Raw genomic sequence first — 21,313 nt, 5'->3', positions numbered from 1 at the left:
GGCGTCCCGCCGTCACCACCATCCCGCGGACACGGTGTCTGCGGGCTCCACTAGATACTAAGGAGCTCCACGATGGCTAAGGCTGAACTCCGTAAGCCCAAACCAAAGTCCAACCCCTTGAAGGCCGCTGACATCACTGTCATCGACTACAAGGACGTCGCCTTGCTGCGCAAGTTCATCTCCGACCGCGGAAAGATCCGTGCCCGTCGCGTCACCGGCGTGACCGTGCAGGAACAGCGCAAGATCGCCCTGGCGATCAAGAACGCCCGCGAAGTTGCACTGCTGCCCTACTCCGGCGCAGGCCGCGGCTAAGCGAAGGAGATAGAAGAACATGGCAAAGCTCATTCTGACCCACGAAGTCACCGGTCTCGGTGCTGCTGGCGATGTTGTTGAGGTGAAGAACGGTTACGCCCGTAACTACCTTCTGCCCCGCGGCTTCGCCCTCACCTGGACCAAGGGTGGCGAGAAGCAGGTTGAATCCATCAAGGCCGCCCGCGTTGCACGCGAGCACGCCACGCTGGAAGACGCCCAGGCCCAGGCCCAGGCTCTCGGTTCCAAGACGGTCAAGCTGGTCGTCAAGGCCGGCGAGTCCGGACGCCTGTTCGGCACCGTGAAGGCCGAGGACGTCGCGAAGGCTGTTGAGGCTGCTGGCCTCGGCGCCATCGACAAGCGCAAGGTCGAACTGCCGGCACACATCAAGTCGGTCGGTTCCTACCAGGCCAACGTCCGTCTGCACGAGGACGTCGCCGCTGTGATCGACCTCGAGGTTGTCGCGGGCTAGTTCCGCGTCCCCTTGCAGGACTGAAGGGCCTCTGTCTTCGGACAGAGGCCCTTTTTGCTCGGGCGACGGTGTGGGGCACCCCGGCGTCTCCTGCTGGAATACCGCGGCACCTCGCCGCGTTGACCCTCGTAGATGCAAATGCATGTACCGGCTTTGCCGGGGGAGAGGAGAAGCGCAATGAGCGAGCGCACCATCACTGTTGTTTCGGCGGGTCTGGCCAGGCCGTCGTCGAGCCGGCTGCTGGCGGACCAGCTTGCGGCCGCTGCCGGGCGCGCGGTCGCCGACGCGGGCGGCCTGGCGAGCATCGAGGTCATTGAACTGCGCGACCTGGCGGTGGACATCGCGAACCGCTTCGTGACCGGCTATGCAGCGCCGCGCTTGGCCGCAGCGCTGCGGCAGGTGGAGGAGGCCGACGCGCTGATCGCCGTCACGCCCGTCTTCAGCGCCTCCTACAGCGGCCTGTTCAAGTCCTTCTTTGACCTGGTGGACAACAAGGCCCTGGAGGGCAAGCCGGTGCTGATGGGGGCCACCGGCGGGACATCGCGGCATTCCATGGTGCTTGACTTCGCGCTCCGGCCGTTGTTCAGCTACCTGCGGGCGAGCGTCGTCCCCACCGCTGTCTACGCAGCGCCGGAGGACTGGGGTGCCGGAGAGAATGGCGTCGGCCAGCTCTCGGGGCGCATTGCGCGCGCCGGTCGTGAGCTCTCCGAGGCGCTCGGTACAGCCCGGCCCGCGCACCCCCGCCGGGAGGTCGACGGCGCCTCGTTCGAGGACCTCATGGCGGGGCTGTCCCGCTGACCGGTCGGGGCTGCCGTTGGCGCGGAAGCATGATCGTCCGGGTACATTCGGGCCCGGACCGATACCGCCGGCCACATATGCCCTGCTGACAGCCGCCTCGGCCAGGGCCGGGCTGTGGAAAGTGGCCCAAGTTACCTTCCGGTAAGGGCCGTCGCTGCGTTTGTCAACAGAGAAGCTGTGGATGAAAAAATTCTTTCAACTTCTTTTCCTCCACAGCATGTGAAGAGTGTATCCGCAGGTCAGCCCGCTGTTTCTGAAACCGCAGATCCTATATCCACAGTCTTCTCCCCAGCCTGTGCACACAAGCGGGGCGGATATCCCCAACTTATCCACAGCCCCTGTGTTCTGTGGGCTTGGAGCTGGTTCTGCTGGGAACTAACGTGACTTCGTACCCCCGCACCTGACCCCGACCGCGGAACTTCCCCGTCAAACGGCGGAGGCGTTCACGCCACTGTCGGGGCCAGGCGATAGAAAGGGTGCGGCGGCGGCCGACGCCGCCTGGAGTGGTCAGCCACGCGATGCCTAGGAGGTCCGCCGGGACATGTCGATAGCACATCTCGACTCAGTAGGAACATCCTCCCGGGAACCGGATTTCGCCCGAACGCCGCCGCAGGACGTCGTTGCCGAGCAGAGCGTCCTCGGAGGCATGATGCTCTCCAAGGACGCCATTGCCGACGTCGTCGAGGTGCTGCGCGGGCCCGATTTCTACCGCCCGGCGCACGAGAGCATCTACGAGGCCGTGCTTGACCTGTACGGCAGGGGTGAGCCTGCCGACGCCGTGACCGTGGCCGACGAGCTCACTAAGCGCGGCGAGATCGGCCGCGTTGGAGGGCCCGCCTACCTGCATGAGCTGATCCAGTCGGTGCCCACCGCCGCGAACGCGGGCTTCTATGCCGAGATCGTCCGCGAACGTGCCGTGCTGCGCCGTCTCGTCAATGCAGGCACGCGGATTGTCCAGATGGGCTACAGCCAGGACGGCGAGGTGGACGACATCGTCAACCAGGCCCAGGCCGAGGTCTACGCTGTCGCCGAGAAGCGGACGGCCGAGGACTACGTTCCGCTGAAGGACGTCATGGAGTCCACCGTGGATGAAATCGAGGCCTCCGGGCACCGCGGTGAAGGCATGGTCGGCGTGCCCACAGGCTTCTATGAACTCGACGAGCTCACCCATGGCCTGCACCCCGGGCAGATGATCGTGATCGCCGCCCGCCCCGCCGTCGGCAAGTCCACCTTCGCCCTGGACTTCGCCCGCTCCGCCGCCATCAAGCACAACCTGGCCACTGTCATGTTCTCGCTCGAAATGGGGCGTAATGAGATCGCCATGCGCCTGCTCTCGGCCGAAGCGACGATCAGCCTGCAGGACCTGCGCAAGGGCACCATCAAGGACGAGCAGTGGTCGAAGATTGCGACCACCATGGGCCGCATGAACGACGCACCCCTGTTCATCGACGACAGCCCCAACATGTCCCTGATGGAGATCCGCGCCAAGTGCCGGCGGCTGAAGCAGCAGCACGACCTCAAGCTCGTCGTGCTGGACTACCTGCAGCTGATGAGCTCCGGAAAGCGCGTCGAGTCCCGCCAGCAGGAAGTCTCCGAGTTCTCCCGTGCGCTGAAGCTGCTCGCCAAGGAGCTGCAGGTCCCGGTGATTGCCCTGTCACAGCTGAACCGTGGTTCCGAGCAGCGCACCGACAAAAAGCCGATGGTCTCGGACCTGCGCGAGTCCGGCTCCATCGAGCAGGACGCCGACATGGTCATCCTGCTCCACCGCGAGGATATCTACGACAAGGAATCCGCCCGCGCCGGCGAGGCCGACGTCATCGTCGCCAAGCACCGTAACGGTCCCACCAAGACAATCGTCGTCGGTTTCCAGGGCCACTACTCCCGCTTCTCCAACATGGCCAGCGAACACGGGTAGCAGACGTCGGTTTCCGGGTTGAGGCCGACCCACTTTGGAGATGCGGAGACGATGAGAACAGTCGTTGCCGCGACGGGGCGGCCCCCGGGACTTAGTCGTTGCCTTGGGGGAATAGATGCCGTCCTTGGTGCTTTATGCGTAGTGTCCGCGTCGGCTGCAGATGGACGGCATGTAATCCCTAGATATGCGAGGACCTCACCTTATGTCTCTTCTTGATCCACTTTTTACCTCGGCCCGTCTCGGTTCAACCGAATTGTCGAACCGCGTTGCCCTAGCGCCCATGACGCGAGTCAGTGCTATGGAGGACGGCCGCGCTACGGACCGGATGGTCTCTTACTATTCCCGGTTTGCGCGAGGCGGTTTCGGGCTGCTGATCACCGAAGGCATTTACACCGATACGGCCTACAGCCAGGGATACCTTCACCAGCCCGGGCTCGCCACGCAGGAACAGACCGAGGCCTGGAAGCCTGTCGTTGATGCTGTCCACGCCCGCGACGCGCGGATCTTCGCGCAGCTGATGCATGCCGGGGCGCAGTCCCAGGGCAACCGGTTCGTGGAGTCGACGATCGGGCCGTCTGCTGTGGCACCGAAGGGGGAACAACTGGGTTTCTACCGGGGAGAAGGACCCTACCGTGTGCCGCTCGCTGCGACGCGGGAGCAGATGGATCAGGTGCTTGAGGGGTTTGTCATGGCGGCTCTGAACGCCAAAGCCGCGGGTTTCGACGGGGTCGAGATTCACGGGGCGAACGGCTACCTCCTTGATCAGTTCCTGACCGACTACCTCAACCGGCGAACAGATGAGTACGGCGGGAGCCCGGAGAACAGGGCGAGGTTCGCTGTCGAGATTGCCCGCGCTGTCCGTGACGCGGCGGGTCCGGACATGACCGTCGGGATCCGGATTTCTCAGGGAAAGGTCAGCGATTACGCCCACAAGTGGACCGGCGGGGTCGAGGAAGCACGAACGATTTTCACAGCGTTGGCCACCGCGGGCATCGATTACATCCACACCACCGAATATCGGGCCGCTGCCCCTGCCTTCGATGAAAATGGCCCTTCACTCGCCTCCCTTGCCAAGCAGTATTCCGGGCTGACGATCATTGCCAACGGGAACCTGGACGACCCTGAAACGGCCGCCGCCCTGATCGCGGAAGGGCAGGCGGACGTCGCCGCCCTGGGGAAGGCCGCCCTGGCGACCAGGGACTGGCCCCACCGTGCCCGGGCCAACGCAGACCTGAATGAGCTGGACCCCGGTGTGTTCGCGCCTCTGGCTGACGTGAAGGATTGGGAACTGGAACAGCCAGCATAAGAGGAGGTTTTCAAACAGACTGCTTACGCTCCCCCGATTGTCGTCCCGCACAGGCCGCCGGCAGCCGGGACTGGGCGGCCTGCCAGCGCCCCGTTGCTGCTCACCCGAGAGCTCAGCGGCCCGGGTTGCCGGCAGATGTTAAAGCCAACCTTCCAATTCTGGCCCTTGGTCATACGCGTTCCCACGGTCGCATCCCTTGCGAACCCGTGAAATCCGACAATCGCTCGTGGCCGCCCGCGTTTCTGCTCGCAGGCTGCGGGATAACTATAGGTTCATCGACGTCTAGAAAACGGTTGAGCAAAGGAAAAGACAGAGCACGCAATCAACTAGTTCCTGATTGCCACGCCGGCCGATGTTTCTTGGATCCGACCGGGCTTTCCGCGTTTCGCAGCCTCCAAGGGCTTCCGTCTAGAAGGTCGCGTCGGTCCGGGTGCGGGTCCCGGAGAGAAGGCTGCCGGCGCCAGTGATGGTCGGCGTGTGTCCGAGGGCTTTCAGAATTTCGTACGTTGTGGCCGTCGCCGCAGTGATGACAGGCAGCCCGAGTTCATCTTCAACGGCTTGGACTGCCGGGAGGGAGGGCATTTGGACGCAGGCCGAAAGCACGATGGCCTCGGCGCCTTCGAGCTTGAGGTTACGTGCAATGCCGGGGAGGTTCTGCGGGTCCAAACAGCCCACGGCGAGGTTGTCCGCAACCTCAAGGCTGGTCGCATCCAGGACGGATATTCCTGCGGCCTCGATGTAGTCCACAACCATCCGTGTCAAGGGCTTCATGTACGGGGTGATCATCGCAACCTTGCGTGCGCCCAGCTCGTGCAGGGTTCGCACCAGCGCTCCCGCGCTGCTGGTGACCGGCGCCGGGTGTCCGTTCCCCGCGGCAGCAGCAGCGATCACTTCTTCGGATCCGGCGTGTGCCCCCGGGCCCTGTGCCATGACAGCTACGAGGCAGGCGTAGGCGATGACGTCCACGTCTGCGTCCGACACTGCTTCCGCACAGCCGGCCGCTTTGTTCACCATCGCGAGAAGCTCTTCACGGTTGACGTTCTTCATGCCCGCTCTGGCGGAATGGAAGGTGTACTTGTGGCCGGTGGCTTCAGACTGGCGGCGGAAAAGCTCGGGAAGCTCGGTCTCCATGGTGGTGTTGGAACTAGGAACGATCAAGCCGACTCGCGACGCGCCCGATTGCCTGGGCTCGGCGTCGGTTTCACAAGTGATTTCGGGGGTGCTCATAGTTCTCCACGACGGTGTGTTGACTCGGTGCTGACGGGGTGTTCATCCCATATTCTGGGTCTGATCTCATGATGTGGGTGGTCGAACGGAATGTCAACCTGATCCGCGCCGCCGTCGCCTCATTAGGCCGAGGCTGGTTCGGGGGCATCGGCTCGCTTCGTCCTGCCGATGGCGGTAGGGCGCAGGCGTCCTGGCTCGACCCTGACCTGAAAGACAAGGAAGGCGTCCAGAAGCTGCTGCTCAACATCCCCGAACCGCACCTGGTCCTGCGGGAAGTGGACAAGAAGGTCGGGTCAGCACTCAACAACGGGGCCCGAACTCATTGAACCCGTCACCGAGCCCCCGGCCGTGTCCAAAGGGGGAGTAGTAGCGGCCTGCCAGCTATTGATGACCACGGCGTGCAGCTGCCAGCCCTCCGGGATCTGCGCCTCCAGCGGAGCCTTGTCCTCCTGGTAGGAATCGGCCTCCGCCTCTACTTTCTGGGTCGGGGTGCTGCGCATAATCCCTATCTCCACCCCGCTCAGCGCTGCAGGTTTTCCTCCAGCGGATCCGGTTCGTACAGGGCCATCCACACCCCGGTGGTTGTGGTGCTGCCCTCGATGAGCCGCAGCGGTGCTTTTCCGGCGCCCTCAAAGAGCCGGCGTCCGGTACCGAGCACCAGCGGGTAGATCATGAGGAGGTACTCGTCGATCAGCTCCGCGGCCATCAGGGAGCCGATGAGCACGCCGCTGCCCATGATGACGAGATTGGTGCCCGACCTCTGGCGGAGTTCCGCCACCGAAGCCGGAACGTCGCCGCTCAGAAGGGTTGAGTTCGGCCACTCGAGTCTCGCCGCGGGATTGCTTGAGGCGACGTATTTATGAGTCTCGTTCAGGGCCTCCTTGAACGGACCGCCCCGCGCGTTCCAGGACGAGAGGAGCTGATCGTAGGTGCGCCTCCCGAACAGGAAGGCGTGGTCAGCACCCATCCGCTCGCCCATTCGGGCGACCATCGCGTCGTCCGCGTACGGGGCGGCCCAGCCGCCGTGCCCAAACTCACCCCTCGTGTCCTCGTCCCGACGGCCAGGGCCTTGCATGACCCCGTCGAGCGTCAGGTGGTTGATCACAATGACCTTTCCCATCGCTCCCGTCCTTTCGATGCAGACCGACTCGATGCAGACCGACCCGGTGCAGACCGACGATGTCGTCAATGCTTGCTCCGTGACCCGTTACGGGTCAACGGGCCGCAGCCGGACGGCCCAAGAGGCCCTGCACCTTCGGCGAGAAGGTGCAGGGCCGCCTTGACTGTCTGCGGACGTCGTGCCGTCAGCCGTTGGAGCCGGCCGGCGTCGTCGTCGCCGAATAGCCCTCGAGCTTGAGCGCCGCGTCCACGTACTTGTTGGTGAAGGTGTCGGTGAAGTTGATCTTGGAGGTGTCGACGCCGTTCTGCTTCTCCATCGCAAAGATCACCTTCGGGCCGCCCGCGGGCATGATGCCGTCGGGCAGGAACTGGGCCTTGTCCGTGTTCAGGGCCGAGACGTACTGGTCCTTGGAGATGGTGGCGTTCTGCACGAAGGAGGCCGGCAGCTTGTCAGCAATTTCCGCGGCCGAGTGGGTGCTGATCCAGTGCAGCGTGTCCACGAGGGCGTCGACGACTTTCTGGGCCGCGTCCTGATGGGCACTGACCCAGTCGGCCCGAGCCAGGACGCCTGCCGCCGGCCACGCGCCGCCAAGGGCGGCTTTGGCTCCGTCCGAGGTCGCAAGGTCAACCGCGGGGACTGCCAGGTTCTTGCTTTCGAGTGCCCCCACTGTCGGCTGGGTGGTCATCACGCAGTCGGCGGAGCCGCGCTGGATGGCAGCGATGGCGGTGGCTCCGGCCCCGACCGCGATGGTGTGGTAGTCCTTCTTGGTGACGCCGGCCTGGGAGGCGATGAACTGGGTGAGTTCATCGGTGCCGGAGCCGAGGTCGGTCACACCGACGGTCTTGCCGCGGAGGTCCGCCGCGGAGTGGACGTTCGCCTTGGGGCTGCACATGATGCGTTCACCCGGTGCGCCGGAGAGCTGTACGAGGTTGATGACATTCTTGCCTTTGGACTGGAAGTCGACCGTGTGGATGTACCAGGCTCCGGCCATGTCCACCTGGCCGGAGGCCATCGCATCCTCGGCCCCGACGCCGCCGTTCTGCTCGGTCGAGAGCTCGACCTTCACCCCGTACTTCTGGTAATTGCCCAGCCCTTCGGCGAGCTGGTAGGGGAGGTAGATCTGCTTGTCGATCCCGCCGACCATCAGCTTGACCGTGGGCATCGCCGAGCTGTCCGCGGCCGCGGCACTGGCGGACCCCGCCGTCGCCGGGCTGCTCGCCGCGGAGTTGTTGCCGCAGGCTGCGAGGCTGAGGGCGACCGCTCCCACGGTGGCGGCAACGTAGATCTTGTGCTTCATCATTGGGGCACTTTTCCTTTTCTTTTCGTAAGGGGTATTGCAGGTTTTCCGGGGTGAAGCCGAAGGTGTCAGATGGCCTGGGATTCTGACCTGTTCGGCGGCCGCCATTTCAGGACGGAATGTTCCAGCAGGCTGATCAGGTACTCGGCACCAAGCGTGATCACGGCGATGATCACCATGCAGGCAAAGACCGTGTTCGGGTCGAAGGTGCCCTGGGCCTGGCTGATGATCAGCCCCACACCTTGCTGGGCGCCGAGCACCTCCGCGACCAACGCGCCGATGATGGCGAAACCGAAGGCGGTGTGGAGGCTCGCGATGATCCAGGTCATCGCCGACGGGATGGTCACGTGGATGGCGACCTGGACGGGGGTGGCGCCGAGTACGCGGACGTTGGCGACCAGGTTCTGGTCCACCTCGCGCACGCCCTGGAAGGCGTTGAAGAAGACGACGAAGAACACGAGCACCGCGGCGAGCAGCACCTTCGGGAACACGCCCAGCCCGAACGCGACGATGAAGATCGACCCGAGCACAATGCGGGGGATGGAGTTAACGATCCTGATGTACGGCCCGACGACGGCCGAGAGGTACTTGTTCGAGCCGAGCAGGATGCCGAGCACCACGCCGACGAGCGTGCCGAGCAGGAAGCCCAGGATTGCCTCCTGCATGGTGACCCACAGGTTCTCCCAGATGGTCCCGAAGGCGGTTCCTTCGGTGAAGAGCTTGACGAGGCTGTTCCAGATCTCGCTGGGCTGGCCGAAGAAGAATTTGTCCACCCAGCCTTCCTCGGTGAACCATTGCCAGCCGCCGACCACGGCCACGGCGAGGATGGCGCGCCCCGCCCAGATCCATCTGGTCAGGCGTCGGTGGGCCGCCTTGCCGGCGTCCGCGGCCGCTGCCTGTCGTTGCGGCGTCACTGTTTCCCCTTGGGCGAGGGCGCTCATGCCGCTTCACCCGCGGTTCGGGCGTAGGCGCGCGTGACTTCGTCCTTGAGTGATTCCCAGATCCGGCCCTGCAATTCCAGGAAGCGCTCCTCGTGGCGGATCTGCTGGACGTCCCCCCGGGGCCGGGGCAGGTCAATGTCGAAGACGTCCTTGACCGTTCCGGGGCTGCTGGTCATGACCACGACCCGGTCCGACAGGGCCACGGCCTCGTCGAGGTCGTGCGTGATGAACAGGACGGAGGGCCGCAGCTCCTCCCACAGGGTCAGCAGTTCGTTCTGCATGATGGCTTTGGTCTGCACGTCGAGCGCGCCGAAAGGCTCGTCCATGAGCAGGATCCGGGGGTTGTTGATGAGGGCCGCCGCCATGGCCACGCGCTTGCGCATGCCACCGGAGAGCTGGTGCGGGTAGCGGTCTTCGAAGCCGGCCAGGCCGACACGGCGCAGCCAGTCCCGTGCGAGCAGGGTCGCTTCCCGCTTCGGAGTGCCAAGGAGGACCGGTCCCATCATTACGTTGTTCAGGACGCTCTTCCAGGGAAAAAGCGCGTCAGCCTGGAACATGTAGCTGACGCCCTTCGTGACGCCTTCAACCGTGTGACCGCCGACGCGGACGGAGCCCTCGCTCGGGCGTTCCAGCCCGGAAACCTGTGCCAGCGTGGTGGACTTGCCGCAACCCGTGGGACCGACGATCGAGCAGAACTGCCCGGGTTCGACCGACAGCGTCACGTCGGTGATCGCGGTGAAAGTCTCGCCCTTGGGGGTGAGGTACCGCTTGGTCAGCCCGCTAATGCCGATGCCGGCGTTGGCGCCGGTCTCGCCCGGCGGCCGATGTTGGTGGGTTGCACCCATAGCGTGAGGCCTCTCTGTCGAGCGGGCGTCAATTGCCACATTTGCGGCGACGCCCTTGTCGGTGGATTCTTTACTCATGCCTCGTGACCACTCACGCTTCGTGACATGACTCACAACTGCTGCACCCACCGTAGAAACGGCCGGCACGGTGCAGCCACGCTTGCGTGGCTTGCGAGGAATACCAGCTTTCATTCACTTTTTGAGCCTTCTGCTCAACACCCTGACCCGGACCAGCGATGAGCGGCACGCGCCGGTGGTGGCGTGCCCGGTCGCTCGCATCCCAGATCCTGGTGTGGACACTCGTGCTGCTCGCCGTTGCGGTGGCGCTCGGCGCACTTGTGGCCGGCCGCATCACCGGCCAGACCCTCGATGACCAGTTCCGGCTGCGCGCCCTTGGCGTCGCGGAGTCCGTTGCGCAGATGCCGGAGGTGGCGGCGGCCGTTGTCTCCGGCGACCCGACGCACCGCATCCAGGCGATTGCCGAGCGTGTGCGCACGCGGGCCCAGACGGACTACGTCGTCGTGACGGACAGGGACGGGGTCCGCTTTTCGCACCCCACTCCGTCGCTCATTGGGAAGCGTCTCGAGGAGCCTGTGGCGGCACTGGACGGCCAGTCACACGTCGGGACCAACCATGGCAGCCTCGGCGACTCGGCCAACGCCAAGGCTCCGATCCTGGACGCTTCGGGAAAGGTCGTGGGACAGGTTTCGGTGGGCATCCTCGAAGCCACTGTCAGCACGCAGTTCGCACGCGACGCGGGCGTGGTCGGGGGATATTCGGCGCTCATTCTTCTGATCGGGGGTGCAGGTTCGTTCCTGCTCGCACGGGCCATCAAGCGCGCCACGTTCGGACTCGAACCGGCGGAGATCGCTTCGCTCCTCCAGGAGCGGGAAGCGCTGCTGCACGGCATCCGCGAGGGCATGGTCGGCCTGGACGACGCCGGCCGCGTCACCGTGATCAACGGCGAAGCGCGCCGCCTCCTGCAGCTCGAGGACGTCCCGCTCGGCCGCCGGGTCGAGGAGCTCATCCCGCCGGGCAGGCTCCTTGACGTCCTCACCGGCGGTGTGCCGGGCACGGACCAGACGGTGATCACCGATGACTCGTTGCTCGTGGCGAACCGCATGCCGGTCAGCGTGGCCGGCCGCAGCGTGGGCGCCGTCGTGACGCTGCGCGACCGGACCGAAGTGGAAGCGCTCGTCCGGGACCTGCGCTCGCTGGAAGGGCTTATGGAGGCCTTGCGCGCGCAGGAACACGAGTACGCCAATCGTCTCCATACAGTGGGCGGCCTGCTCGACCTTGGCGAGACCGAACATGCGCGCTCGTTCATCTCCGGCATCGCAGACACCTCGCGTTCCCTCGGCGAAGGCCTGCGCGCCCGGATCGAGCCGCCGGAGCTCGCGGCGCTCATCCACGCCAAGATCACGGTCGCCGCGGAGCAGGACGTGCAAGTGACCGTCACCGACGAATCGCGTCTTCGCGAGCCAGGGCTCGGAACGCAGGACCTGCTCACCATCGTGGGCAACCTGCTCGACAACGCGATAGACGCCGTCTCAAGCCTCCCCGGCCCGCGTGACGTAGCGCTCACCCTGGACGATTCCTCCGGCGTTTTTGTCGCTGTGTCTGACAGCGGACCCGGCGTACCTGCAGGGTCCGTCGAAGACGTAGTGCGGGACGGCTACACGACAAAGGACGCGCGCTCCGCCAACGCGGGCGGACCGCAGCTGCGGCGCGGCATCGGGCTGGCGCTGGTGGCGAGGATCGTGCGACGGGCAGGCGGCACAATGGACGTGTTCGCGGGACCGGGCGGACGATTTGAAGTGTGGATTCCGAAAGGCGGCTCAGAAGGATGATTCGGGTGCTCGTGGTCGACGACGACTACCGCGTTGCGCGGCTCCATGCCTCCCAGGTGGTGCGGGTGCCGGGATACGAATGCGTCGGCGAGGCGCACACCGCGGCGGAAGCGCGCGCGGCGATCAGCCGTGAGCGTCCGGACCTGCTGCTCCTGGACGTGTACCTTCCGGACGAAGACGGCATTTCGCTGCTGCAGTCCCTGCGCGAGGCGGGCCGGGACGTGGACGTCATCATCATCACCGCGGCGCGGGACGTGGCGACGGTGCGCGCGGCAATGCGCGGGGGAGCGGTGTACTACCTCGTGAAGCCGTTCGGGTTCGAGCAGCTTGCCGAGCAGTTGCGCGCCTACCAGAAATGGCGCGTGGACGCCGAGTCGCGCCGCATCACCGGGCAGACCGACGTGGACGCCCTGTTCGCGTCACAGCGCGCCGCCCTGCCGCGGTCGCGCTCCGGCCCGTCTGCCCGACGTCTGCCGCCGACGATGCAGAAGGTCCTTGACGCCGTCGTTGCTGCCCGTCGACCGCTGGGCGCCCAGCACGTCTCGGACTTGATTGGCATCTCCCGGCCCACTGCGCAGCGGTATCTGAGTGAGCTCGAGCGGAAGGGCCGGGTGAGCCTCCACCTCGAGTACGGTGCCACCGGCCGCCCCGTCAACACGTACGTGCCCGCGCAAGGCCGGTAAGTCCCGGGCGACGGCGGAGAAGTGCGTCGCGCCGGCACGGACTCTGTCAGGATGGCGACGGGGTCGCCTCGGGGTGTCCTGCTTCGAGGGCAGCGTCCCCGTTAGCCGGCAGGATGAGCTGCTCCCGCGCGGTCTTGTCCTGCAGGGTGACGCCGATGCCTGCCGCCACCACGAGAGCGATTCCTGTGACGGCGGCGGGCCCAGGAGCTTGCCCGAGGACAGCGAAGCCGATGGTTGCCGCGATCGCAGGTTCCAGGCTCATCAGGGTGCCGAAGGTGGAGGCCTTCAGCCGGCGCAGGGCGAGCAGCTCGAGGCTGAAGGGGACCACCGGCATGAGCAGCGCCAAGCCGGCGCCCGTGAGCAGAAGTCCCCAGTCGAGACGCCCGAAGACCGCAGGCCCGGCGATGAGGGTCGTGACCGCCGCTGCGGCAGGCATTGAAACCGCCAATGCCTGCAGGCCGTTCACTTCGTCCCCTGCCCGCTGGGTGAGCAGAATGTAGGCGGCCCAGCACGCGCCCGCGCCCAGTGCCAGGAGCACCCCGGCCGGATCGGCGTCGCCGCGCCAAGGCTCCGTCAGGGCGGCGACGCCGGCCGCTGCAACCACCGCCCACCAGCGCCCGGACTTGCGGCCGCGGATAACAGCGACGGAGAGCGGACCCAGGAACTCCAGGGCGCTTGCCATGCCGAGGGATATCCGGACCGCCGCTGCCATGAACAGCAGCGTCATGCCCGCGGTGACCACGCCCAGCAAGAGGCAGGTCAGCAAGGCTGGGCGGCTGAGCCTGGCGCGCCAAGGCCGGGTAACAGCCACCAGGATCACTGCCGCCCATGCCAGGCGCAGCCAGGCCACCCCTTCAGAACCAAGGCGGGCGGAGAGTTCCACGGAAGCAGCCAGACCCAGCTGCACGCAACACATCGCGGCGCCGGCCATGGCGGTCCCGCCACCGGCACCGTTCACACGCCTCTGAGGCAACATCGTCATGCCCCCAGTAGACCGTTGCCGACCGTCGTCGTCCACGTGACAATGCTTCACATATCGTCCACGAATCATGGACAATAATCCCGTGGAGACGCGCCGCCTGGAATTCCTTCTCGAACTTGCCCGCCAAGGCTCCATGCGCAACGTCGCCGACGCCTTGGGCACCACGACGTCCACTGTTTCGCAGCAGATTGCCGCCCTGGCCCGCGAAACCGGCACAGCGCTGCTCGAACCTGTCGGCAGGGGCGTGCGCCTGACTCCCGCCGGCCGCCGCCTGGCCCGGCAGGCGGAAGCAATTCTCGCCGCGGTGAATTCGGCGGTCGCGGAACTCGACTCCGGCGCCGAACCGGCGGGAACAGTGCGCGTAGCCGGCTTCGTTACCGCCGTGCGCAAGGTCCTCATGCCCATCATCGGGGACCTTGCCCTCAGCCACCCGCGCGTCAAACTCGAAGTACGGGAGCACGAACCCGATGAAGCCCTCGCTCTGCTCGCAGGCGACAAAGTGGATCTGGCCCTGACCTACGATTACAATCTTGCGCCGGACGGGCGCGGCGCCGGCTTTGACTCAACCCCTTTGTGGAGCACCCCGTGGAGCCTCGCCGTGCCGGAACATGACAAGCCCGCACACCCTGCGAGTGCCCCTGAAGTCTTCGCGAGGTTCCGCGCCCAGGACTGGATCGTCAATTCGCGAAACAACGCGGACGAACACGTCCTCCGGTTGATCTCCTCCATGGCGGGCTTCGAGCCCAAGATACGGCATCAGGCGGACAGTCTGGACCTCGTCGAGGACCTCATTCTCGCCGGACTCGGAATAGGCCTCCTGCCCGCTGACAGCCTGCCTCCGGCGGGCATCCACCTCGTCCCTTTGACACAACCCGACGTGGCGCTGCGGGCCTATGCCCGCAGCCTGCGAGGCAACAGCAACTGGCCCGCGCTTGCCGCTGTCCTGCACCACATCAAAAGAAAAAGCGCGGCTGCGGCCACGAGGGGCCCAGCCCCGGAACGTGATGCGGCAGGATGAGGCGTATGACCATCGCAAAGACCGTGCTGCTGTTCATCCTGGCCGCCGCCGCGGAGATCGGGGGCGCCTGGATGGTGTGGCAGGCCGTGCGCGAAGGCCGTGCCTGGTGGTGGGCCGGGATCGGAGTGATCGCCTTGGGCCTGTACGGGTTTGTGGCGACCCTGCAGCCGGACGCGCACTTCGGACGGGTGCTTGCCGCCTACGGCGGGGTTTTCGTCGCGGGGTCCTTGGTGTGGGGGACGGCCGTCGACGGGTTCCGGCCGGACCGCTGGGACCTCATCGGGTCCGCGATCTGCATCGCGGGAGTGGCTGTGATCATGTTCGCTCCGCGCGGACCGGCTTCGTAGCCGCCCACCGACGCTCAGCTCAGTTGGTCGGCAGTTGGTTCCCGGGCCGCAGCGGGGCGGAGGCTTCAACGCCCGCACCTTGCTGCATTCCGCCGAGCACCGCCGAAACTGCCTCCTGCGACGTCTTCGAGGGGGACCAGCCGAGCTCGTTCCGTGCGCGCGAGGTGTCCATCAGCGGCACCTGCGCACCCATGTCCACCCAGCCCGGGTCTGAACGCTGAAGGTGCAGCCGCCAGCTGGCCGCGACGAGGCCGCGCAGCAGCCCGAGCGGAATCTGCACGGCGCGGCGGGCGCCGACCAGCGGGGGAAGAGTGCTCCCGTCCAGCACGGGCTCCGCGGCGACATTGAAAGCGCCCCGCGCCTTTTGCTGCAGCACGCGGAAGTAGGCATCGGCGACGTCGTCGGCGTGTACCGCCTGGAAGACAAGCTGCCGCGGCAGCGGCAGCACCGGAACCCGCAGCCGGCTGAGCTGGACCGGAAGCAGCGGCCCGAGGAAGTAGCGGCCCACTTCCTGCGCCTGGCCGGACTGGAAAATCAGCCCCGGCCGGAGCCGGGCCACCGCCGTGCCGGGGTGTGCAGCTTCGATGCGGTCCAGCGCTGTCTCAACCTGCGCTTTATGCCGGCTGTAATGCGAGGTGGCGATGCCGCCGGTCGGCCATTCCTCGCCGACGCGCCTGTCCTTCGGTCCCGGGCTGTAGGCGCCCACCGAGGAGGCGTAGACCAGATGGGGGACACCGGCGCGGCAGGCCGCTTCGAAGACGTTGATGCTCCCCGTTACGTTGATCCGCCGGAGCTGGTCCTGGTGGTGGTTCGGCTGGATCGCCCAGCCCAGGTGGACGACGGCGTCGCATCCGGCGAAGACAGCCTCCAGCAGCGCCGGCGCCGCGACGCTGCCGACGTCGATCGAGTGCCACGCGGCTCCCGCATAAGGCTCCGCTCCGGCGTCCGGTTTGCGCCGCGCTATGCCGATCAGCTCATGGTGTTGCTGGTCCTGCTGCAGCCGGCGCAGCAGCGCCGTACCCGCATTTCCGCTGGCTCCCACGATGGCAATGCGCATCTCGCTCCTTCGGATCGTCTGTCCGCTCCACGCTAGCCCCTGCTCGCACCGATAGGAACCGCTTAGCTTCCGCGCGGCTGCCGGGCAGCGCTGTACGAGGGTTCCCGCAGTTGCCGGGTCCAGCCGTACACCCCGGCACCCGGGATCGGATTCAGCACCGGGTCGTAGCGGGCCGCGGTGTCGGCCCGTTCGCCGTCCGGCCGCAGGGTGAGCGTGGCGAACTGCGTCCAGGGTTCCAGCGGGCCGGCGTGGTACAGGCCCAGCGTCCAGGGATCTCCGCCGAGGCTCCGGCGGAACGCCTCCGCATCGGCAGGCAAATTTGCCGCGGCGCTCAGGGGACGGGCCGCCAGCAGCAGCGGCCCGCGGCCCGTCCGGTAGGGCATGAGGCTCGTGAACGGCCCCGCGGCCGCCGAGCGGCGCATGGTGAGCACGAACCGGCCGGCCCGCGTGGCGCCGGTGGAGGCCAGCAGAATGTCGAGATGGCGCCCTTCGTGGGGGACTCTCAGGGCGAGCCCGAGGATATCCGGCCAGCCGCCGGGGAGCCCCAGGGAGCGGGAGAGGCGGGCCGTGACCTGGTCTGAACCCCCGGCGTCGATCCACTCGACGCCGGTCGGTTCCTCCAGCCCGTGGCGTTGGAGCATCCCGGTGAGCGCGACACCGTCGGGGTGGATGGGCCGCCCGGGGCGCGCGGCCTTGAGCGCGCGGAAGAGCATGGCGAAGCCCCGGCCGGCTGCGGCTGCCGCCAAATTTCCGGGCTGGTCTTCCATCGGTGCCTCCATCGTGGGTTTATCGCTGGGACTGTGAGGTCGGGGCGGGGGCTTCCGCCGGTCACGACAGTGTACGGCTCGGGACGAAAGAGCGGTGCGCAGAAAATCTTATTAGTAAGCATGCTTGTCAACCTGATGCTAAGCATGCTTAGGTTGATTCATGGAGACCTCAAGGGGAACCTGAAGTCTTCCTCCACAAGGCCGAGGCACACCGGCAACGGACAGGGCCACATACAGCGGGCGCACCTTTTTGCTCCCGGATGACCACAGTCCGTCCGAATGCCGCAACCGAGCAATCCAAGGAGAACATCATGATCACCAAGGAACACATCGATAACCTGGTCAACGGCGGCGGAGACGTCCTGACTGAAGACGGAGACAAGATCGGCGGCATCGGCCAGATCTACGTCGACGACCACACGGAGCAGCCCAGCTGGGTGACTGTGAAGACCGGTCTGTTTGGCAGCCATGAGTCCTTCGTCCCCCTCGAGGGAGCCCGGTCGCAGGGCGCCGATCTCGTGGTTCCTTACGCCAAGGACCTCGTCAAGGATGCGCCGAGGGTAGCCCCTGACGGGCACTTGGAGCCCGGCGAGGAGGACCGTCTCTACCAGCACTACCAGGTCGTCGGCGGCCGGGATGCGCGCGGCACTGTGGGTGAGGCGGGATACGAAGGCACCGAACCCGTTCAGGGCGGCACCGCGGGCGGCTACGACACCCGGTCGGAGGGCACCGTCGGCCGCGACACGTCGGGGCCGACCACCGACGACGCGATGACGCGCTCCGAGGAGCAGCTTCACGTGGGCACGGAACAGCAGGAGACGGGACGTGCGCGGTTGCGCAAGTACGTCACCACGGAAAACGTCACGAAGACCGTTCCGGTCCAGCGCGAAGAGGTCCGGCTGGAACGCGAGCCGATCACGGACGAAAACCGGGGCGCGGCACTCGACGGTCCGGACCTGTCCGAGGAAGAGCACGAGGTGACCCTGCACGAGGAACGCCCCGTGATCGACAAGGAAACGGTCCCGGTCGAGCGGGTGCGCCTGGGCAAGGAAACGGTGACCGACGAGCAGACGGTCAACGAGGAAGTCCGCAAGGAACACATTGACACAGACGGACTCGACGAACGCCGATAAGGTTCGAAGCGAACGCGGGGGCCGGGCGAAAGCGCCCGGCCCCCGCAGGCGTGCCAGCTACTAGGAGGACTCCCTTGGCGAACGTACCCGTCCCGGCTACCCGCAACAACGACAAGCCCGGCGCCCCCGCCTCGCTGTGGTCCGACTCATTGGGCAGGGCGGCCACCCGCGCAGGGCAGGCGCTGCTGATCGCAGGCCTGGTGTGGGTCATCGTATGGGCTGTGACCCGGGTCCCCCTGGTCATCATTCCAGTGGTGATCGCCCTGATCCTGGCGTCCGCCATCGCACCCCTGGTGCGCTGGCTCACCGCTCACGGCTGGCCACGGGCTCTGGCCGTCCTGGCCTCCTTCGTTGCCATCCTCGTCGTCTTTGGTGGCGTCGTCACCGGGGTTGTCTCCCTGATCCGGCACCAGTGGAAGGAGCTGGCGTCCCGGGCGCTGGCGGGCGTGGACCAGCTGCACGGCTTCCTGAACAACGGACCGATCCCCGTGAGCGACCAGGAGATCAGCGCCGCCCGCGGGTCGGTGCAGAAATTCTTCTCCAGCGGCAGCTTCGGAACGGATGCCCTCACAGGGGTGCGGACCGCCGGCGAAATCATCGCCGGGATGGTACTGATGGCCGTCATTTTGTTCTTCTTCCTCAAGGACGGCGAACAGATCCGCGGCTTCCTCTTCGGCTTCCTCCCCGCCCGACATGAAACAAAAGCCCACCGCGCGGCCGACCTCAGCACCCGCGTGCTGGGCGGATACGTGCGGGGAACCGCGATCATCGCAGCCATCGACGGCCTCATCATCGCGGTCACCCTGCTGCTTCTGGGGGTGCCCCTGGCCGTTCCGCTGGCAGTGTTCGTGTTCATCGGCGGTTTCATCCCGATCATCGGGGCCACCGCTGCCGGAACCCTTTCCGTACTGGTGGCCCTCGTCTCCAACGGGCCCGGAGCGGCACTCATCGTGCTGATAGTGCTCATCGGAGCGAACCAGCTCGAGCACCACGTTCTGCAGCCCCTGCTGATGGGCAAGGTGCTGCATATCCACGGCCTGGTGATCCTGCTCTCGCTGGCTGCCGGAACCATGCTCGCCGGCGTCATCGGCGCCCTGCTGGCGGTTCCGCTGGCCGCCGTCGGATGGACAATCATCAAGACCTGGTCCGGCCGGGACGTGCCCGGGCCCGAGCCGATCAACGAGAACGCCGAAGGGGCTGTCGTCTAAGCAGACCGCGGGTGCCATCGCCGACCGCGGCGTGCCATGATCGCTGGTGTGACCGAACGACTGATGCTCCTGGACACCGCCTCGCTGTATTTCCGCGCCTTCTACGGGCTTCCCGATACGATCCGCGCGCCCGACGGTACGCCGGTCAACGCGGTGCGGGGGCTGCTGGACATGGTGGCCCGGTTGGTGACGGATTTCGAGCCGACCGGGCTCGTGGCCTGCTGGGACGACAACTGGCGCCCGAATTGGCGGGTGGAGTTGCTCCCGGCCTACAAGGCGCACCGCGTGGCGGAAGTGGTGGCGGATGGGAACGACGTCGAGGAGACGCCGGAGCTGCTTGCCGCGCAGGTCCCGCTCATCCGCGAAGTGCTGGGTGCGCTGGGCATTCCTGTCGTTGGCGCCGAGGATCATGAAGCCGACGACGTCATCGGGACGCTCTCGGCACGGGCGCGGATCCCGGTCGACGTCGTCACGGGGGACCGGGACCTGTTCCAGTTGGTCGATGACGAGGCGGCGGTGAGGGTCATCTATACCGCGCGCGGCATGAGCAAACTTGAGCTCGTCACCGCCGACGTGGTGACCGCCAAGTACGGGGTTCCGGCGGACCGGTACGCGGACTTCGCCGCGCTGCGCGGTGATCCCTCCGACGGGATACCGGGCGTCCCCGGCATCGGGGAGAAGACGGCCGCGTCACTGCTGGCTCAGTTCGGCGACTTGGCCGGCGTCCTCCGCGCGGCGCAGGATCCAGCGGCCGGCATGTCGGCGTCGGTCCGGGCTAAGCTCACAGGCGCCTCCGCCTACCTTGACGTCGCGCCCCGGGTCGTGAAGGTCCGGCGTGACCTGGTGCTTCACGACCCGGAGGCGCGTCTGCATCCGCTCGGTGCGGACCGCCTTGAGGCGCTCGGTGAGCTCTCCGACAAGTGGGGACTTGGCGGCTCGCTCACCCGCGCGCTCAAGGCGCTCGGCGCCGCGACTTAGGCCAGCGTGGCGCTGTCGATGACGAAGCGGTACCGCACGTCCGAGGCCAGCACGCGCTCGTAGGCCTCGTTGATCTTGTCGGCCGGGATGACCTCGATCTCTGCGCCGATGCCGTGCTCGGCGCAGAAGTTGAGCATTTCCTGGGTTTCGCGGATGCCGCCGATCATCGATCCGGCGAAGGAGCGGCGTCCGCCGATCAGGGCGAATGCATTCACCGGCAGCGGCTCGGCCGGTGCGCCCACGTTGACGAGCGCGCCGTCGAGCTTCAGCAGTTGCAGGTAGGAGCTGATGTCGATCGAGGCGCTGACGGTGTTGACGATCAGGTCGAAGCTGCCGGCCAGGTCCGTGAAGGTGTTCTCGTCGCTGGTGGCGTAGTAGTGGTCAGCGCCCAGGCGCAGGCCGTCTTCCTGCTTCTTCAGCGACTGCGACAGGACAGTGACCTCCGCGCCCATGGCGTGGGCGATCTTGACGGCCATGTGCCCGAGTCCGCCCAGGCCGACCACGGCGACCTTCTTGCCGGGACCTGCGTTCCAGTGGTGCAGCGGCGAGTAGGTGGTGATGCCGGCGCAGAGCAGCGGGGCAGCCACGTCGAGTTCCAGACCCTCGGGGATGGACACCACGAAGTCTTCGGTGACGACGACGTGCGTGGAGTAGCCGCCCTGGGTGATGGTTCCGTCACGGTCGACGGCGCCGTAGGTGCCGGTGTTGCCCTTCAGGCAGTACTGCTCCTCGCCGGCCTGGCAGTTGGCGCACTCGCCGCAGGAGTTCACCATGCAGCCGACGCCCACCCGGTCGCCGATCTTGTGCCGGGTGACGGCCGAGCCGACCTCGGTCACGATGCCGGCAATCTCGTGGCCGGGTGCCAGCGGGTAGGACTGGGGTCCCCAGTCGCCGCGGACGGTGTGGATGTCAGAGTGGCAGATGCCGGCGAACTTGATGTCGATCAGCACGTCGTGCGGGCCGACGTCGCGGCGCTCGATGGTGGTGGGGACGAGGTCCTCGGTAGCGGACGGCGCTGCATAAGCATTTACGGTGAGCATTGTTCTCCAGTAAGGGTAGG

23 protein-coding genes are annotated in these 21,313 nt (G+C 66.4%); 13 read left to right on the top strand and 10 right to left on the bottom strand.

The window, feature by feature from the left end; translation table 11 throughout:
* The first annotated feature begins 72 nt into the window (after positions 1–72).
* The 5 genes from rpsR (at position 73) to KIH31_RS16660 (ending at position 4,800) form a co-directional block, all read left to right on the top strand.
* Positions 73–312 (top strand): 30S ribosomal protein S18, encoded by a 240-nt coding sequence (gene rpsR / locus KIH31_RS16680; RefSeq protein ID WP_205161597.1) that lies wholly within the window; start codon positions 73–75, stop codon positions 310–312.
* A gap of 19 nt (positions 313–331) precedes the next feature.
* Positions 332–781: a 50S ribosomal protein L9 gene (gene rplI, locus KIH31_RS16675; RefSeq protein ID WP_214428269.1), complete on the top strand. Its 450-nt coding sequence runs from the start codon at positions 332–334 to the stop codon at positions 779–781.
* A 177-nt stretch (positions 782–958) separates the two neighbouring features.
* Positions 959–1,579, top strand: coding sequence for a CE1759 family FMN reductase (locus KIH31_RS16670; protein WP_214428268.1), 621 nt, complete (start codon positions 959–961; stop codon positions 1,577–1,579).
* 541 nt (positions 1,580–2,120) lie between these two features.
* Positions 2,121–3,494: a replicative DNA helicase gene (dnaB, locus tag KIH31_RS16665; protein ID WP_214428267.1), complete on the top strand. Its 1,374-nt coding sequence runs from the start codon at positions 2,121–2,123 to the stop codon at positions 3,492–3,494.
* Between the two features lie 202 nt (positions 3,495–3,696).
* Positions 3,697–4,800, top strand: a complete 1,104-nt coding sequence (locus tag KIH31_RS16660) for an NADH:flavin oxidoreductase (RefSeq protein WP_214428266.1) — start codon at positions 3,697–3,699, stop codon at positions 4,798–4,800.
* A 408-nt stretch (positions 4,801–5,208) separates the two neighbouring features.
* Here KIH31_RS16660 and KIH31_RS16655 read toward each other — a convergent pair whose 3' ends face one another.
* Entirely contained in the window at positions 5,209–6,027 is an 819-nt protein-coding gene (locus KIH31_RS16655) for an Asp/Glu racemase (RefSeq protein ID WP_284676041.1), read from the bottom strand.
* Between the two features lie 77 nt (positions 6,028–6,104).
* Here KIH31_RS16655 and KIH31_RS16650 point away from each other — a divergent pair, with 77 nt between their 5' ends.
* On the top strand, positions 6,105–6,353 hold the full coding sequence (locus tag KIH31_RS16650) for a hypothetical protein (protein ID WP_214428265.1): 249 nt from the start codon (positions 6,105–6,107) through the stop codon (positions 6,351–6,353).
* Here the strand turns inward: KIH31_RS16650 and KIH31_RS16645 are convergent.
* From KIH31_RS16645 to KIH31_RS16625, 5 genes are all read right to left on the bottom strand, one after another.
* A complete protein-coding gene (locus KIH31_RS16645; protein WP_214428264.1) occupies positions 6,321–6,527 on the bottom strand; it encodes a hypothetical protein in 207 nt (68 codons plus the stop codon). The two genes, KIH31_RS16650 and KIH31_RS16645, sit on opposite strands and share 33 nt — an antisense overlap.
* Before the next feature lie 20 nt (positions 6,528–6,547).
* Entirely contained in the window at positions 6,548–7,147 is a 600-nt protein-coding gene (locus KIH31_RS16640; RefSeq protein ID WP_214428263.1) for a dihydrofolate reductase family protein, read from the bottom strand.
* A 184-nt stretch (positions 7,148–7,331) separates the two neighbouring features.
* A complete protein-coding gene (locus KIH31_RS16635) occupies positions 7,332–8,447 on the bottom strand; it encodes an ABC transporter substrate-binding protein (RefSeq protein WP_214428262.1) in 1,116 nt (371 codons plus the stop codon).
* Between the two features lie 65 nt (positions 8,448–8,512).
* Positions 8,513–9,358, bottom strand: coding sequence for an ABC transporter permease (locus tag KIH31_RS16630; protein WP_214428261.1), 846 nt, complete (start codon positions 9,356–9,358; stop codon positions 8,513–8,515).
* A gap of 23 nt (positions 9,359–9,381) precedes the next feature.
* Positions 9,382–10,230 carry an ABC transporter ATP-binding protein gene (locus KIH31_RS16625; RefSeq protein WP_214428260.1) on the bottom strand — a complete coding sequence of 283 codons (849 nt, stop codon included), beginning with the start codon at positions 10,228–10,230 and terminating at the stop codon, positions 9,382–9,384.
* A gap of 236 nt (positions 10,231–10,466) precedes the next feature.
* Here KIH31_RS16625 and KIH31_RS16620 point away from each other — a divergent pair, with 236 nt between their 5' ends.
* Entirely contained in the window at positions 10,467–12,080 is a 1,614-nt protein-coding gene (locus tag KIH31_RS16620) for a sensor histidine kinase (RefSeq protein ID WP_214428259.1), read from the top strand.
* 5 nt (positions 12,081–12,085) lie between these two features.
* A complete protein-coding gene (locus KIH31_RS16615; protein ID WP_214428258.1) occupies positions 12,086–12,763 on the top strand; it encodes a response regulator in 678 nt (225 codons plus the stop codon).
* A gap of 46 nt (positions 12,764–12,809) precedes the next feature.
* Here the strand turns inward: KIH31_RS16615 and KIH31_RS16610 are convergent, their stop codons facing one another.
* Positions 12,810–13,745: a DMT family transporter gene (locus tag KIH31_RS16610; protein ID WP_250546143.1), complete on the bottom strand. Its 936-nt coding sequence runs from the start codon at positions 13,743–13,745 to the stop codon at positions 12,810–12,812.
* Positions 13,746–13,812: 67 nt separating this feature from the next.
* Between KIH31_RS16610 and KIH31_RS16605 the strand changes: the two genes are divergently transcribed.
* Positions 13,813–14,763, top strand: a complete 951-nt coding sequence (locus tag KIH31_RS16605) for a LysR family transcriptional regulator (protein WP_214428257.1) — start codon at positions 13,813–13,815, stop codon at positions 14,761–14,763.
* Positions 14,764–14,768: 5 nt separating this feature from the next.
* Positions 14,769–15,110 carry a YnfA family protein gene (locus KIH31_RS16600; RefSeq protein ID WP_214428256.1) on the top strand — a complete coding sequence of 114 codons (342 nt, stop codon included), beginning with the start codon at positions 14,769–14,771 and terminating at the stop codon, positions 15,108–15,110.
* A 19-nt stretch (positions 15,111–15,129) separates the two neighbouring features.
* On the opposite strand, the gene KIH31_RS16595 is transcribed toward KIH31_RS16600, so the two are convergent.
* Entirely contained in the window at positions 15,130–16,167 is a 1,038-nt protein-coding gene (locus tag KIH31_RS16595; RefSeq protein ID WP_214428255.1) for an NAD-dependent epimerase/dehydratase family protein, read from the bottom strand.
* A gap of 62 nt (positions 16,168–16,229) precedes the next feature.
* Positions 16,230–16,934, bottom strand: a complete 705-nt coding sequence (locus KIH31_RS16590) for a hypothetical protein (protein ID WP_214428254.1) — start codon at positions 16,932–16,934, stop codon at positions 16,230–16,232.
* A 311-nt stretch (positions 16,935–17,245) separates the two neighbouring features.
* On the opposite strand from KIH31_RS16590, the gene KIH31_RS16585 reads away from it, so the two are divergent.
* From KIH31_RS16585 to KIH31_RS16575, 3 genes are all read left to right on the top strand, one after another.
* Positions 17,246–18,067, top strand: coding sequence for a YsnF/AvaK domain-containing protein (locus tag KIH31_RS16585; RefSeq protein WP_214428253.1), 822 nt, complete (start codon positions 17,246–17,248; stop codon positions 18,065–18,067).
* 74 nt (positions 18,068–18,141) lie between these two features.
* A complete protein-coding gene (locus tag KIH31_RS16580; protein ID WP_250546142.1) occupies positions 18,142–19,275 on the top strand; it encodes an AI-2E family transporter in 1,134 nt (377 codons plus the stop codon).
* Between the two features lie 63 nt (positions 19,276–19,338).
* Positions 19,339–20,253, top strand: a complete 915-nt coding sequence (locus KIH31_RS16575) for a 5'-3' exonuclease H3TH domain-containing protein (protein ID WP_214428366.1) — start codon at positions 19,339–19,341, stop codon at positions 20,251–20,253.
* On the opposite strand, the gene KIH31_RS16570 is transcribed toward KIH31_RS16575, so the two are convergent.
* Positions 20,250–21,293, bottom strand: a complete 1,044-nt coding sequence (locus KIH31_RS16570; protein WP_214428251.1) for an NAD(P)-dependent alcohol dehydrogenase — start codon at positions 21,291–21,293, stop codon at positions 20,250–20,252. The genes KIH31_RS16575 and KIH31_RS16570 overlap by 4 nt on opposite strands.
* Between the last annotated feature and the right edge of the window lie 20 nt (positions 21,294–21,313).

This window comes from Paenarthrobacter sp. DKR-5 (genome assembly GCF_018531425.1).
Lineage (GTDB): Bacteria > Actinomycetota > Actinomycetes > Actinomycetales > Micrococcaceae > DKR-5.
The sequence above is the reverse complement of the archived record's forward strand: the minus strand, read 5'-3'. Positions and strand labels throughout refer to the sequence as shown.

What these genes read in the sequence shown, in the direction of transcription:
- rpsR (WP_205161597.1), top strand. Translation starts at nt 73, where the DNA reads ATGGCTAAGGCTGAACTCCGTAAGCCCAAACCAAAGTCCAACCCCTTG.
- rplI (WP_214428269.1), top strand. Translation starts at nt 332, where the DNA reads ATGGCAAAGCTCATTCTGACCCACGAAGTCACCGGTCTCGGTGCTGCT.
- KIH31_RS16670 (WP_214428268.1), top strand. Translation starts at nt 959, where the DNA reads ATGAGCGAGCGCACCATCACTGTTGTTTCGGCGGGTCTGGCCAGGCCG.
- dnaB (WP_214428267.1), top strand. Translation starts at nt 2,121, where the DNA reads ATGTCGATAGCACATCTCGACTCAGTAGGAACATCCTCCCGGGAACCG.
- KIH31_RS16660 (WP_214428266.1), top strand. Translation starts at nt 3,697, where the DNA reads ATGTCTCTTCTTGATCCACTTTTTACCTCGGCCCGTCTCGGTTCAACC.
- KIH31_RS16655 (WP_284676041.1), bottom strand. Translation starts at nt 6,027, where the DNA reads ATGAGCACCCCCGAAATCACTTGTGAAACCGACGCCGAGCCCAGGCAA.
- KIH31_RS16645 (WP_214428264.1), bottom strand. Translation starts at nt 6,527, where the DNA reads ATGCGCAGCACCCCGACCCAGAAAGTAGAGGCGGAGGCCGATTCCTAC.
- KIH31_RS16640 (WP_214428263.1), bottom strand. Translation starts at nt 7,147, where the DNA reads ATGGGAAAGGTCATTGTGATCAACCACCTGACGCTCGACGGGGTCATG.
- KIH31_RS16635 (WP_214428262.1), bottom strand. Translation starts at nt 8,447, where the DNA reads ATGATGAAGCACAAGATCTACGTTGCCGCCACCGTGGGAGCGGTCGCC.
- KIH31_RS16625 (WP_214428260.1), bottom strand. Translation starts at nt 10,230, where the DNA reads ATGGGTGCAACCCACCAACATCGGCCGCCGGGCGAGACCGGCGCCAAC.
- KIH31_RS16620 (WP_214428259.1), top strand. Translation starts at nt 10,467, where the DNA reads ATGAGCGGCACGCGCCGGTGGTGGCGTGCCCGGTCGCTCGCATCCCAG.
- KIH31_RS16610 (WP_250546143.1), bottom strand. Translation starts at nt 13,745, where the DNA reads ATGACGATGTTGCCTCAGAGGCGTGTGAACGGTGCCGGTGGCGGGACC.
- KIH31_RS16605 (WP_214428257.1), top strand. Translation starts at nt 13,813, where the DNA reads ATGGACAATAATCCCGTGGAGACGCGCCGCCTGGAATTCCTTCTCGAA.
- KIH31_RS16600 (WP_214428256.1), top strand. Translation starts at nt 14,769, where the DNA reads ATGACCATCGCAAAGACCGTGCTGCTGTTCATCCTGGCCGCCGCCGCG.
- KIH31_RS16595 (WP_214428255.1), bottom strand. Translation starts at nt 16,167, where the DNA reads ATGCGCATTGCCATCGTGGGAGCCAGCGGAAATGCGGGTACGGCGCTG.
- KIH31_RS16590 (WP_214428254.1), bottom strand. Translation starts at nt 16,934, where the DNA reads ATGGAAGACCAGCCCGGAAATTTGGCGGCAGCCGCAGCCGGCCGGGGC.
- KIH31_RS16585 (WP_214428253.1), top strand. Translation starts at nt 17,246, where the DNA reads ATGATCACCAAGGAACACATCGATAACCTGGTCAACGGCGGCGGAGAC.
- KIH31_RS16575 (WP_214428366.1), top strand. Translation starts at nt 19,339, where the DNA reads ATGCTCCTGGACACCGCCTCGCTGTATTTCCGCGCCTTCTACGGGCTT.
- KIH31_RS16570 (WP_214428251.1), bottom strand. Translation starts at nt 21,293, where the DNA reads ATGCTCACCGTAAATGCTTATGCAGCGCCGTCCGCTACCGAGGACCTC.